Consider the following 13,630-nt stretch of genomic DNA (forward strand, 5'->3'; position numbering starts at 1 on the left):
AAATGGTTAGTCCACGAATGAGTTCAACCCGATGAACGAATTTCCTCTTCCTTCGGCGGCGGACGCCACGGCGTCGCTTGTGCGTTCGGTGCGCCGCATCGCCCAGGCGATCGATGTCCGCTCACGCGAGATTTCGCGGCTGACCGGCCTGACGCTGCCCCAACTTCTGGTGCTGCAGTCCATCCGCAATCTGGGCGAGGTCAGCACCCGCGCCATTTCCCGCGACGTCTCCATGTCGCCGCCGACCGTTGTGGCGGTTCTGGATCGTCTGGAGGCGCGCGAACTGATCGTCCGCTACCGGTCCACCACGGATCGGCGGATTGTTCACGCCCGCCTGACCGAAGCAGGCCAGCAGGCGCTGGCGGAATCGCCGGGCCTTCTTCACGCCGACGTTCTGAAGCGGCTGGCCCTGCTGTCCCCCGAAAAGCGGCGCCAGATCGCCGGCGCCGTCTCAGCCCTGGCGGACCTGATGGCGCCCCCGATCCCCGAGATCGGATAGGTCAGACGCGCACGCACTTCAGCAACGGCGTCCGCGTCGCAGAACGGCGTGCAACGCCCTGCCCCATGCAGCGTTTCTTCTGACCCGCCCGTCGGCGGCCCATGATGGATCAGGAGAAGCGCTTACGCCCATGCCCCGGCCCGATCAGGATTTCGCTTCGGTTCTGCGACCGACGCCGGCCGGGCTGTGGTGCCCTCAGGGCGATTTCCATATTGATCCACCGCGCCCGGTTGATCGGGCGGTCATCACGCACGGCCATGCCGACCACGCACGCGCAGGCCACGGCGCCGTCCTGGCCACCGTCGAGACGCTGGCCATCATGAAAGAGCGTTACGGCGAAGACTTTGCGGGCAGCGTCCAGGCCCTGCCCTATGGCGAACCGCTGAGCGTCGGGGACGTCAGCCTGACGCTGGCGCCGGCGGGGCATGTGTTGGGCTCGGCGCAGGCCGTCGTTCGGCATGGAGGCCTGACCGTCACGGCGTCGGGCGATTACAAGCGCAGGCGCGACCCGACCTGCGCCGCCTTTGAGCCGGTCCCCAGCGACGTCTTCATCACCGAGGCGACGTTCGGCCTGCCTGTGTTTCGCCATCCTCCGGACACGCAGGAAATCGGTCGCCTGCTCCATTCGGTCCGGCAGTTTCCCGAGCGCGCCCATCTGGTCGGCGCCTATGCGCTGGGCAAGGCGCAGCGCGTCATCCGCCTGCTGCGCGAGGCCGGGTATGACGAGACCATCCACGTCCATGGCGCGCTGGAGCGCCTGAACCGGCTGTATGAGCATTTCGGCGTCGATCTGGGCCCGCTGGCGCCCGCCACCGGATCGAAGGCGGACTTCGCCGGGAGGATCATCATCGCCCCGCCCTCGGCCATCGCCGATCGCTGGAGCCGTCGCTTTCCCGACCCGGTCACGGCCTTCGCCTCGGGCTGGATGAGCGTCAGGGCGCGGGTGCGTCAGCGCGGGGTGGAGTTGCCGCTGATCCTGTCCGACCACGCCGACTGGGACGAACTGACCGCCACCCTGACCGAGTTGTCGCCGCAGGAGATATGGATCACCCACGGCCGCGACGATGCGCTGCGCCGCTGGGCCGACCTGCAGGGCATGACGGCGCGCGCCCTGCATCTGGTCGGCTACGAAGACGAGGACGACGACTGATGCGCGCCTTCGCCGTCCTGCTGGACCGATTGTCGTTCACGGCCTCGCGCAACGCCAAGCTGCGGCTGATCCGGGACCATCTGGCCCAGACGCCTGACCCCGACCGGGGCTGGGCGCTGGCTGCCCTGACCGGCGCCCTGTCCTTTACCGCCGCCAAGCCCGCCATGATCCGTCAGGCGGTCGAGGCGCGCGTCGACCCCGAACTGTTCCGCCTGTCCTACGACTATGTCGGCGATCTGGCCGAGACGGCCGCCCTGATCTGGCCCGCGCGCCCCGGCGCCAACCGCGAACCCGAACTGTCCGAGGTCATCGACGCCCTGAACGCCGCCCGTCGCAGCGAGGTCCAGCCCCTGCTGGAAGGCTGGCTGGACGCGCTGGACGCCGACGGACGCTGGGCCCTGCTGAAGCTGGTCACGGGCGGTTTGCGCGTGGGCGTTTCCGCGCGCATCGCCTGGCAGGCGGCGGCCGACTACGGCGGGGTCGAGATCGCGGATATTCAGGAGGTCTGGCACGCCCAGAGCCCGCCCTATGCAGACCTGCTCGCCTGGCTGGACGGCAGGACCGAGCGCCCCTCGGCCACGGCGCCGGGCCGCTTTCGTCCCGTCATGCTGGCCCAACCCGTCGATGAGGCGGCCGACCTGCCCGGTCTGGACCCCGCCGCCTATGCGGCCGAGTGGAAATGGGACGGCATCCGGGTTCAGGCCGTCAGCGAAGGCGGGGTCAAACGCCTCTACAGCCGGACGGGCGAGGATGTGTCGGACGCCTTTCCCGACGTGGTCGCCGCCATGACCTATGAAGGGGTGATCGACGGCGAACTGCTGGTGCTGCGCGACGGGCGCGCGGCCCCCTTCGGCGATCTGCAGCAACGGCTGAACCGCAAGACGGCGGACGCAAAACTGATGCTCAGCCATCCGGCGGGGATACGCGCCTATGACCTGCTGGCCGCTGACGGCGAGGATCTGCGCGCCCTGCCCTTCGCGCAGCGGCGTCAACGGCTGGAAGCCTTCGTCGCCGCCAGCGCATCCGACCGCATCGACCTGTCCCCTCTGGTTCCCTTCAACAGCTGGAGCGATCTTGCCGACCTGCGCGCCGCGCCGCCGCCGGGCGATCCGCAATCCGCCGAAGGCCTGATGCTGAAGCGGCTGGACAGCCTGTATGAAGCCGGTCGCCCCAAGGGGCCGTGGTTCAAGTGGAAGCGCGACCCGCACCTGATCGACGCCGTGCTGATGTACGCCCAGCGCGGTCACGGCAAACGATCCAGCTACTATTCCGACTACACCTTCGGCGTCTGGACCGCAGACGCCGACGGCGCCCCTGTCCTGACTCCGGTGGGCAAGGCCTATTTCGGCTTCACCGACGAAGACCTGAAGCGCCTCGACAAATTCGTGCGCGACCACACGGTCGAGCGGTTCGGCCCGGTCCGGTCCGTCACGGCCGACCGACAGTCCGGGCTTGTTCTGGAGATCGCCTTCGAGGGCCTGCAGCGCTCGCGGCGTCACAAGTCCGGCGTCGCCATGCGGTTTCCGCGCATCAGCCGCATCCGCTGGGACAAGCCCGCGGGCGAGGCCGACGAACTGGCCACGCTGGAGCGGATGCTGGAACAGGACGACAGGTGAAACAGAAGGGGAACGACCCTATATCCATCCCTTCACCCCTCGGATCATTCGCCCTGGATATGACGCCCGCCGCCCCTGACCTGTTGCCGCCCCGGTTCAACGACTGGTTCGCCGGACGCGGCTGGTCGGCGCGCGCGCACCAGCTGGCCATGATCGAAAAGGCCCAGGCGCAGGCCGATGTGCTGCTGATCGCGCCGACGGGGGGCGGCAAGACGCTGGCGGGCTTCCTGCCCAGTCTGATCGATCTGGCGGAACGCGGGCCGCGCAATGGGGCCAAAGCCCTGCACACCCTCTACATCTCGCCGCTCAAGGCGCTGGCCGTGGATGTCGAGCGCAACCTGCTGACGCCTGTACGCGAGATGGACCTGCCTATCGTGGTCGAGTCCCGCACCGGCGACACCGGTCAGGCGCGCCGGGAACGCCAGCGCCATACCCCGCCCGACATCCTGCTGACCACGCCGGAGCAGTTGGCCCTGTTCTGCGCCTGGCCCGGCGCGCGCGGCTATTTCGAGGATCTGCGCTGCATCGTCATCGATGAAGTCCACGCCATCGCCGACTCCAAGCGCGGCGACCTTCTGGCTCTGGGACTGGCGCGCCTGAGGCAATTCGCGCCGCACGTCCGCATGGTCGGCCTGTCGGCGACCGTGGACGACCCCGCCCGGATGCGCCGCTGGCTGTCCGACCGGGGCGACGACATCATCTTCGGCCAGCCGGGCGCGCCGCCTCGCATCGACGTCCTGCTGTCGGAAAACCGCGTCCCCTGGGCCGGACATACCGCCCAGCACGCCATGGCCGAGGTCTATGAGACCATCAAGACGGCGCGCACCACGCTGGTCTTCGTCAACACCCGCTGGCAGGCGGAGTTCGCCTTTCAGGAGCTGTGGCGGCTGAACGACGACAGCCTGCCCATCGGCCTGCATCACGGCAGCCTGTCCGCGGAACAGCGACGCCGGGTCGAGGCCTCGATGGCGCGTCAGGAACTGCGCGCCGTGGTCTGCACCTCCACGCTGGATCTGGGCATAGACTGGGGGGCGGTCGATCTGGTCATCCAGCTGGCCGCGCCCAAGGGCGCCTCGCGGCTGGTGCAGAGGATCGGCCGCGCCAATCACCGGCAGGATGAGCCGTCACGCGCCGTCCTGGTGCCCGCCAGCCGCTTCGAGATGCTGGAATGTCAGGCCGCCGCCGACGCCGTGGCCCAGAACGCGCTGGATGCTGTTCCGCCGCGAACAGGCGCGCGCGACATTCTGGCCCAGCACATCATGGGCTGCGGCTGCGCCGAACCTTTCGACCTGATGGCGCTGTATGAGGAAGTGCGCCGGGCCGCGCCCTATGCGGATCTAGGCTGGGAGGCCTATGAGCAGGTCGTCGATTTCGTCTCCACCGGCGGTTACGCCCTGAAGACCTATGATCGTTTCCGCCGCCTGATCCGGGGCGCCGACGGCCTGTGGCGCGCCCGCAACGAAGAGACGGCGCGGCGTCACCGCATGAACGTCGGCTCTATCGTGACGGCCCAGACGCTCAACATACGCCTGCCCGGCCGCCATGGCTCGGGCCGCAAGATCGGACAGGCCGAGGAATGGTATTTCGAGCAGCTCACCCCCGGCGACAGCTTCCTGTTCGCCGGCGAGATCTGGCGTTTTGAAGGGGTGCGCGGGACCGACGCCATCGTCACCCGCTCCACCTCGACCGAGCCCAAGGTTCCCAGCTGGGGCGGGGCCAAGTTTCCGCTCTCCACCTCCCTGGCCCGGCGTGTCCGCCGGATGATGAGCGATGAAACCGCCTGGCCCGGCCTGCCCCCCGATGTCCGCGAATGGCTTCACGCCCAGAAGGATCACTCCAGCCTGCCCAGCGAAGACGATCTGCTGGTCGAGACCTTCAGCCGGGGCAAACGGCATTTCATGATCTGCTACGCCTTCGAGGGACGGCTGGCCCACGCCACCCTCGCCATGCTGGTGACGCGGCGTCTGGACCGGGCAGGGGTCGGGCCGATCGGCTATCTGGCCAATGACTACGCCCTGTGCGTCTGGGCCATGCGCCCGATGGACGATCTGGATTTCGACGCGCTGTTTCAACAGGATATGCTGGGAGACGATCTCGAAGCGTGGCTGGATGAAAGCTTCATGATGAAACGCGCCTTCAGGGAATGCGCCCTGATCTCCGGCCTGATCGAGCGACGGATGCCCGGCCATGAAAAGAACGGCCGTCAGGTGACCTTTTCGGCGGACCTCATCTACGACACCCTGCGCCGACATGACCCCGACCATCTGCTGCTGAGCTGTGCGCGCGAAGACGCCGCTCGCGGGCTGCTGGATGTCGCCCGTCTGGGCGACTTGCTGGCGCGCATTGTCGGGCGCATCCGGGTGCGGCGTCTGCCCCATCTGTCGCCCTTCGCCGCCCCCCTGTTGATGGAGATCGGCAAGGAGCGCGCGCCCGGAACATCCGCCGCCGAAATGATGCTGGAAGACGCCGCCCTGATCGAAGAGGCCATGTCATGACGCTGGCCGACGCCGCCATGCTCGCCCCCGCCGCCGACAGCGCCCTGACGATCCGCGTCGCGGGCGTAGAGGCGACGCTGCGGCCGTCCGGCGCCCTGTGGCTGGCGCAGGCGCAGATGCTGGTGGTCGCCGACCTGCATCTGGAAAAGGGATCCTCCTATGCCGCCAGGGGACAGTTACTGCCCCCCTATGATACGCTCGAAACCCTCGACCGGCTGGAGCGCGAGGTCGCCGCCCTGAGCCCGCGATCCGTCGTTTTTCTGGGCGACACCCTGCATGACGCCCAGGCGCAGTCCCGTCTCGCCGCCACAGACAAAGCACGCCTTCACGCCCTGTCCGAACGGTTGAGACTGATCTGGATTCGCGGCAACCACGACCCGGACGGCGCCGGGACGCTGGGCGGAGAAACGATGGAGGTCATGGAGGCGGCGGGCCTTGTCCTGCGCCATGATCCCTCGCCTGCGCCCGTTTCTGGCGAGGTCGCCGGACACCTGCATCCGTGCCTGCGTCTTCACGGAGCGGCGGGCAGTCTGCGCCGCCGCTGCTTCGCCTCGGACGGCCAACGCCTGATCCTTCCCGCCTTCGGCGCCTATGCCGGAGGACTGAACCTGCTGGACAGCGCCTTCACGTCCCTGTTCGCAACGCCGCCCACCGGCTACGCGCTGGGCCGCCGCGTCACCGCCGTAAAACCGCAAAGGCTGAGGCCCGACCGCGCCTGACGCGGCGTGTCACCCCTCGAAGCGATAGGGATCAAACAGCATCAATTCCTCATCCGGCCGCCCCGCCAGCGCCGAGGACAGCAGTTCGGCGCCCAGTCGGGCGAAGGTGACGCCGTTACCGCCGAAACCATGGGCCAGCCAGACGCGCTGCGTATGGGCGGCCCGGCCCAGCGCGGGCAGGCCGTCAGGCGAACTGCCGAACGTCGCGGCCCAGGCGCAGTCGACCTGAAGCTCATCAACCCCCAGCAGACGCGCGCCGTCCAACTTCAGCCGGGCCTGCTTTTGCGCCAGTTGCGCATCGCGCCTGTGCGGGTCCGCGCTGTCGATATCGCCGCCGCCGACCAGAATGCGGCCGTCATCCGTGCGCCGGGCGTAAAGATAGGGGTCGGACGCCTCCCACAGCATGACCCCCTCGGCCCAGACCGGCGGCGTGTCGGGCGCCGTGGCGATGGCGAAGCTGGAGCCGAGCGTAAACGCCTCAGGCAGAAACCAGCGCGAGGCCTCATAACCGGTGGCCAGCACGACCTGTGACGCCTCCAGCCGCGCGCCGCCGTCAAGGATCAGGCTGACGCCGTCGTCGGCCTGGTCCAGCCCCAGCACCTCGATCGGGTGGACGATGGCGGCGCCCGCCGCCCGCGCCCTTTCCAGCAGACCATGCGTCAGGGCCACCGGATCGACGCCAAAAGCGTCCTGCGACAGCAGCGCCGCGCGGGCCGGCAGGTCGAAGCGCGCCTTCACTTCCCCCGCCTCCAGGAACACAGAAGGCAGGCCCGCCGCAGCCCGACATTCCGCCTCGGCCTTCAGGGCGTCTTCATCCAGCAGATTTCCCGCCAGATAGAGTTCCGAGCGCGCCTGCCAGCCGCAGTCGATTCCACTGTGCTCAATTTCGACCGCCAGATTGTTCACCGTGCGGTGCAGCCTCTGCCAGATGGCCGCCGCCCGCTCCGCGCCCCAGCGCTGCGACAGGTGCAGCAGCGGCGTATCCGCCGCCCATTGCACCAGAGCGGTCGACGCCGCCGTGCTGCCGTGCGCCGGAGGGCGACGGTCCAGCACCACGACCTGATGGCCCTCGCGGCTGAGCCGGTCCGCCAGCATGGCCCCCATGATCCCCGCCCCGACGACGACGATCTCACAGCGATCCGGCAAAAGGTCAGCCCCGATCACCCCCGGCTGGGGCCAGCACGGCTGTCCGCTTCTGAGGTCCGTCGGCTCTGTCAGGCGCATGGTCTGTCTCCGGCATGATGGACGGCGCGGCGGCGACCGTCAGATCATGAAAGCCATGCAAGCAGGGCCGTTCCCGCCCTTTGGCCCGCATCCGTTCACAGCGCCGCGTCGGCGGCCCGCAAATCCTCCCGGAAACGGGCCTGTTCCCGCGCACGCGCTTCGGCGTCGGGCAGACGCAGAAGATAGGCCGGGTGGACCGTCAACAGAATGCGCGCCCCGTCAGGCATCGTCATGATACGCCCCCGCTCGGTCTGAACCGCAGGCTTGCGGCCCAGCAGCGCCAGTCCTGCGGTCGCCCCCAGCGCCAGGATCAGGCGCGGCTGCACCAGCCGACGCTCATGATCCAGCCACCAGCGACAGGCCTTGACCTCGCCCGCATCCGGCGTCCGGTGCAGGCGGCGCTTGCCGCGCGGCTCATGTTTGAAATGCTTGACCGCATTGGTCAGGTAAAGGGCGCTGCGGTCCAGGCCGGTTTCGCCCAACGCCTTGTCCAGCAGGCGCCCTGCGGGACCGACGAAGGGGCGACCCGACAGGTCTTCCTGATCGCCCGGCTGCTCGCCGACGATCATCAGGGCGGCGGTGCGGGGGCCTTCGCCGCAGACGCCCTGCGTCGCATCCCGCCACAGCGGACAGCGGCGACAGCCCTGCACGCCGCGGCCCAGTTCCTCCAGCGTGTCGGGCGCCAGTTCATCGGTCGGCGTCCGATCAATCGCAGGCGCGCGGGCGCGCTGAAATCTGGCGTTGGGATCTGTGGCGGTGCGGTTCACCATGGCCTCGGTGCGAACCGCTGCGGCCGCCATCAGTTCCGGGATCAGCTCGGCCTCCGGCAGGTTCTTCCAGTACTGCACAGGCATTTCAGAGCGCATCGCCTTGGGCCGAAGACGCGCGGGATTGAAGGTCGAGGCATAATAGGTGCGCCAGAAATCCTCCATCTCGTCCTCGCGGGGGGCCTGAGTCTGTTCTGCCGGCGGGCCATGGGTCAGCGCCTCGCCATCCCATCGGGCGGATCCGTCCGGCGTCAGGATCGACCACCGCATGGCGCTGAACCGCCGGACGAAAAAAGGCGCTGTCGCCCGCAAGACCCGATGCGGCGGCTCGAACCAGGCGACCCAGTGCTGGCCCGCCGCATCCTCGGCCTGCCGGAAGCGGACAAAGGCCTTCATCTTGTGCGCGGCCCGACGCACGCCCTTCACCCGGTCCGCCGCCTCGGCGACGTCGACATCGGACAGAACCGCCATCAGATCCGGCTGATCCTTCAGGCGCCACAGCAGGCGATACATCAGGTCAAAACGATCCTCAGACCGGTGCTGGATCAACTGCGCCGCACACGCCATGAAGCCTTGCGGCGCGGTGAAGCCGCCCTCGACGTCAGGCAGGGCGTCGCCCCTGTCAAAAAGACCGCCCTGCCCGCCGCCTGCACGGAAACGGACATGCGCCGGTTCCACGCCCGCCAGCCGCAGACGGCGCGCCGCGTCCCGCCAGCCCTCGAAATCAAGCGGATCGTTCAGAACCACCTCACGCATCAGAACAGGCTCAACTGTTCAGGCTTGCGGACCGGCGTCAGACGCGCGCGCAGATCGACCGCATCCGTTAACCCGCCCGGCGTCCAGCCCAGCGCCGTGATCCACGGGCGAACCGCCTCGATCGAGCGCGTCAGCCGCCCCACATCCTCCAGCCGCAAGGTGCGATGCCGCCGCACGGACACGATGCGGTCCACCGCCTTCACGCCCAGTCCCGGCACCCGCAGCAGTTGCTCGCGCTGCGCCGTATTGACGTCGACCGGAAAGACCTCGCGCCGTCGCAGCGCCCACGCCAGCTTGGGATCGACGGCCAGATCCAGCATGCCGCCCTCGGCGCCCTCTCCGATCTCCGGCGCGGTGAAGCCATAGAAACGCATCAGCCAGTCGGCCTGATAGAGGCGGTGCTCGCGCATCAGCGGCGGCCGCGTCGGCGGCAAAAGGCTGGACCCGTCAGGAATGGGGCTGAAGGCTGAATAATAGACCCGGCGCAGGCCATAGCCGCCATACAGTGCGGCGCTGCGGGCCATGATTTCGGTGTCGGGCGCATCGTCCGCGCCGACGATCAACTGCGTCGACTGACCGGCCGGGGCGAAACGGGGCGGTCGTTTGCGATCCCGTTTGTCCGGTTGCGCCGCCTCCATCTTCAGCCGCACCTGACCCATGGCCTTGCGGATGGTGCGTGCATCCTTCTCGGGCGCCAGACGCCCCAGGGCTTCATCGCGCGGCAGTTCGATATTGGCCGACAGGCGATCGGCATACAGCCCCGCCAGCTCCACCAGCCGCGCATCCGCCTCGGGGATCAGCTTCAGGTGGATATAGCCGCGAAAGTCGTGATCCTCACGCAGGCGCCGCGCCACCTCGACCAGTTGCTCCATGGTGTAGTCGCCGTTGCGGATCACCCCCGACGACAGGAACAGGCCCTCGATATAGTTGCGCCGGTAGAAGGCCAACGTCAGATCGACAACCTCCTGCACGGTAAAACGCGCCCGCTCGACGTTGGAGGACGCCCGGTTGATGCAATAGGCGCAGTCATAGATGCAGAAGTTGGTCAGCAGGATCTTCAGCAGGCTGACGCACCGCCCATCGGGCGTATAGGCGTGACAGATGCCCATCCCCTCGGTCGAGCCCATCCCCCGACCGCCCATCGAATCCCGCTTCGTCGTTCCGGACGAAGCGCATGACGCATCATATTTGGCCGCATCCGCCAACACCGCCAGTTTTCGCCGAAGATCAATGCGCGCCATTTGTTCATGATATGTTCCAATAGCGCTGAGGTCCAGCGTCAGCATAACTCAGGACCGGAAAACGCTGTGCTCTTCAGCATCAGACTGACGGGCCTTTGCGAATGAAAGCCGAGACGCCGACATTCGAGAAGCAGGACCTCTTCGTCCGCGCCATTGCGTACGACATGAGCGTCTCAGCCATTGAAATCCATGGCATGGCCCGGCGCTAGGAAGGCCTCCACGTCGCCGGACATAGCGGTCAGTTCGCCTTGAGGGTCAGAAAGACCGGCTCACCAATGAAAGGCCGAAGCCTCTCGCCTCACCGCTGGCCCCTGCCGGAAATCAGCGACAGAGGCACGTCACCCTTGAGAGCGGCGCGCGCTGGCCACAGCCCCCAGGGCGACGGCGCTCAGGATCAGGCCGCCGATGAAGGCCAGCGGATAGCCGCCCGCCGCCGCGACGCCGGTCATGGCCGAAGAGGCGCCGATCTCGCCCAGATCGCGTGAGCTCTGGACAGCGGTCATGTCGGTGCCCGCCTGATCGTCTCTGGCGGCGAACTGCATGGCCAGCGTCATGGCACCGACCGAGGCGGATCCGCTGCCCGCCGCGCCGATCATCATGGCCGTCAGGACGACAGGCGGCGCCGCCGCTATCAGGCCGGACGCCACGCCCAGCCACAGCGCCAGCCCCGTCGCGCACAGGAGCACGCCGCCGGTCAGCACGCGGAACAGGCCGATCCGGCCGATCAGCCATGCCGCGCCGCCGCAACCGACCACGATGGTCGTGGCCCCGGCGACCATGCCGTAAAGGCCGATCTGCTCCACCGGCCAGCCTGCATCCACCAGCCACAGCTTGGCCAGACCAAAGCCTGACGCCGCCGTCAGCGCCGTGAACAGCGCCGTCGCGAGGATAGAGCCCGCGCCCGGCCGACGCAGCAGCCGCAGCAGGCTGGCCCGCTGTCCGCGCTGCGGCGCGGCGTGCGGCGCTTCGCGCATGGTTGCCGCCAGAACGAGCCCTGCCGCAACCACTGCGGCCAGCACGGTCAGGGCCGCCGGTCGTCCGGCCAGTCCGCTCAGGATCAGCGCCCCCGAACCGCCGACGAAGAAGCCAATCATGGTGCAGGCCACCTGCAGCGCATTGGCCCGCGCCAGCATGACGCCGCCGAAACGCTCGGCCGTCAGGCCGTCGGTGGCCGTGTCCTGGGTCGCGCTGGCCAGCGACGCCAGCACGCTCAGGCCGATGACGACAGGGGCTGTCGTCTCGGTCAGGCCGACCGCCGCCGCGCCCAGCAGGCACAGGATGACGATCGTCTGCATGGGCAGAATCCAGCTGCGGCGGCGCCCCAGTCGTGGCGACCACAGATTATCGACCCAAGGCGCCCACAGCACCTTCAGCACCCACGGCAGTCCGACCAGCGGCAGCCAGGCCAGCGCCGCCAGCGACGCGCCATCCTTGCGCAACAGGGTCGGCAGCGCCTCCATCGCCACGCCGAACGGAATGCCCTGCGCCAGATAGAGCGCCGCCACCGTCAACAGCAGACGGGCGGATTCAGGCGTCAGACGATCATGCTTTTCCATGGACCAACTCGCGATCATGCAGAGGGGATGCGGCGGGGCGAACGCTTCGCCCCGTCAGAAACGGGCCCGTCGGGGACAGGCCGCCCGTCCGAAGTCTTGCTGCGGATGGGCGGCCGCGCGGGCCTGCGGCGTCGCAGCCACAGCCACGGCCCCGTCACCACCAGAGCGTTCGGCGTCAGGCTGAACAGGACATAGACGGCGTGCAGCCAGGGGCGCTCCCACAGGCCGGTATGAAGCGCCTTGGCGGCGATCATCACCTTCATGAAGCCGGGCGGTTCCCGCCCAGGCAGGGGGGCGCCCGCGGCGTCGAAAGCGACCGTCGTCGACTTGCGCCAGGGCGCCGCGCCGCGGTTCAGCACGATCACCATGGCGCCGCGCGGGCTGCGGCTCAGGGCCTGCACCTCGCCGCCCGGATGAAGCGTCAGCGCCGCCTCGACCATCTGCGACAGGGGAACGGGAGGCGCCGTCGGCTGCGCGGCCTGAAGTTCTGATGAAGCCTCAGACGGAGGCCGAGACCGGGCCTTCGCTGCGCGCGCGGCGGGAGGGCGTCCGACGCTGAACTCCGGCAGGCTTTTATAGACCAGCAGCATGAAGCCGGTGGAAGCCCACATGACGATGAACAGGCCGCCCACCAGCCCGGTCCAGTGATGCAGCGAACGCGCGCGCAGCGGCGGTGCCAGCGGCGAGGACGTCAGGATCTTCCAGCGCCGCCGCATCATGGTCGCGCCGGTGATAGTCAGGCAGACGACGCCCAGCGCCATCGCCAGCACCACCAGCTTGCCGGTCACGCCCAGAAAAAGGCTGTTGTGCAGTTTCAGCAGGCCGTCCCGCAGCGACGTCTCGGCCATATCAACGCGCAGAACCCGGCCGCTGACGGGATCGAACTCGGCGCTCAGGACCGGGCCTTCGCCCGATGCGGGACGCAGGCCGACCTGCCAGCTGCGCCGCATTGTCGAGCCGGGCAGGATCAAGCCCGGCTGATGGTCCGGATAGTCCCGCGCCAGATCCGCCAGCGCCGTCTCGACGCCCGCCAGAGACGTCACCGGATCATCCAGCCGCACCGCGCCCTTCAGATTGACCTGCGGCTCGATCAACAGCGCCGTTCCGCTCAGGGCGACGACCAGAAACACCGCGGCACAGGCCAGTCCGACCCAGCGATGCACCCGCCAGAACAAAGGCCGCCACTTCACGCCCCGGCGTCCACGGGTCGCATCCGGGTTCCCCCGGCCGGGGTGACGAACATCAGTGCGGAGGGCCGTCTGAGCAGCAGTCTGTGCCAGACGCCGCACGGCACGACGACCGCCCCGCCCTGCGTCAGCGTCAGCCGCGTCTGCGCGTCCGGACCGCCGTCGGGCAGATCCAGCACCACCTCCAGCTCACCCTCAATCAGGTGCAGGAACTCGTCCCCGGCGGGGTGCATCTCCCATTTGTCGGGGTGAAGGTCTTCGGCCGTCTGCGGACGGCTGAAGCCGATGACGCGACCGCCAGGGCTGCGGTTGACGCTTCGCCAGGCGTCGGCCGATCGCAGCAGGGGCGCCGCCCCGCCTTCGGCGTCAAGCAGGACCAGATGGTCCAGGGCGGCGAACGTCTCGATTGCGCCGCCCATC

At 68.5% G+C, this 13,630-nt stretch carries 11 protein-coding genes; 5 read left to right on the plus strand and 6 right to left on the minus strand.

The features are described from left to right. The first annotated feature begins 31 nt into the window (after window positions 1–31). From ABE454_RS12190 to pdeM, 5 genes are all read left to right on the plus strand, one after another. Window positions 32–499, plus strand: coding sequence for a MarR family winged helix-turn-helix transcriptional regulator (locus ABE454_RS12190; RefSeq protein ID WP_346532018.1), 468 nt, complete (start codon window positions 32–34; stop codon window positions 497–499). Between the two features lie 130 nt (window positions 500–629). After that, entirely contained in the window at window positions 630–1,649 is a 1,020-nt protein-coding gene (locus ABE454_RS12195; RefSeq protein ID WP_346532019.1) for a ligase-associated DNA damage response exonuclease, read from the plus strand. Continuing rightward, window positions 1,649–3,265, plus strand: coding sequence for a cisplatin damage response ATP-dependent DNA ligase (locus ABE454_RS12200; RefSeq protein WP_346532021.1), 1,617 nt, complete (start codon window positions 1,649–1,651; stop codon window positions 3,263–3,265). Before ABE454_RS12195 ends, ABE454_RS12200 begins: the two co-directional genes overlap by 1 nt. A gap of 59 nt (window positions 3,266–3,324) precedes the next feature. Next, window positions 3,325–5,760, plus strand: coding sequence for a ligase-associated DNA damage response DEXH box helicase (locus ABE454_RS12205; protein WP_346532023.1), 2,436 nt, complete (start codon window positions 3,325–3,327; stop codon window positions 5,758–5,760). Further along, window positions 5,757–6,479, plus strand: coding sequence for a ligase-associated DNA damage response endonuclease PdeM (gene pdeM / locus ABE454_RS12210; RefSeq protein WP_346532024.1), 723 nt, complete (start codon window positions 5,757–5,759; stop codon window positions 6,477–6,479). The genes ABE454_RS12205 and pdeM overlap by 4 nt, the downstream gene beginning before the upstream one ends. Window positions 6,480–6,488: 9 nt before the next feature. Here the strand turns inward: pdeM and ABE454_RS12215 are convergent, their stop codons facing one another. The 6 genes from ABE454_RS12215 to ABE454_RS12240 form a co-directional block, all read right to left on the minus strand. Continuing rightward, a complete protein-coding gene (locus ABE454_RS12215) occupies window positions 6,489–7,703 on the minus strand; it encodes an NAD(P)/FAD-dependent oxidoreductase (RefSeq protein ID WP_346532026.1) in 1,215 nt (404 codons plus the stop codon). Window positions 7,704–7,798: 95 nt separating this feature from the next. After that, window positions 7,799–9,226 (minus strand): UdgX family uracil-DNA binding protein, encoded by a 1,428-nt coding sequence (locus tag ABE454_RS12220; protein ID WP_346532028.1) that lies wholly within the window; start codon window positions 9,224–9,226, stop codon window positions 7,799–7,801. Next, on the minus strand, window positions 9,226–10,467 hold the full coding sequence (locus ABE454_RS12225) for a putative DNA modification/repair radical SAM protein (RefSeq protein WP_346532029.1): 1,242 nt from the start codon (window positions 10,465–10,467) through the stop codon (window positions 9,226–9,228). The genes ABE454_RS12220 and ABE454_RS12225 overlap by 1 nt, the downstream gene beginning before the upstream one ends. A gap of 338 nt (window positions 10,468–10,805) precedes the next feature. Continuing rightward, window positions 10,806–12,023 (minus strand): RhtX/FptX family siderophore transporter, encoded by a 1,218-nt coding sequence (locus ABE454_RS12230; protein WP_346532030.1) that lies wholly within the window; start codon window positions 12,021–12,023, stop codon window positions 10,806–10,808. A gap of 14 nt (window positions 12,024–12,037) precedes the next feature. Then, window positions 12,038–13,213: a PepSY-associated TM helix domain-containing protein gene (locus ABE454_RS12235; protein WP_346532032.1), complete on the minus strand. Its 1,176-nt coding sequence runs from the start codon at window positions 13,211–13,213 to the stop codon at window positions 12,038–12,040. Continuing rightward, complete coding sequence (locus tag ABE454_RS12240) at window positions 13,210–13,629, minus strand: cupin domain-containing protein (protein ID WP_346532034.1); 420 nt, start codon at window positions 13,627–13,629, stop codon at window positions 13,210–13,212. Before ABE454_RS12240 ends, ABE454_RS12235 begins: the two co-directional genes overlap by 4 nt. Window position 13,630 lies beyond the last annotated feature (1 nt).

This window comes from Brevundimonas diminuta, from assembly GCF_039673845.1.
Taxonomy (GTDB): domain Bacteria; phylum Pseudomonadota; class Alphaproteobacteria; order Caulobacterales; family Caulobacteraceae; genus Brevundimonas; species Brevundimonas diminuta_E.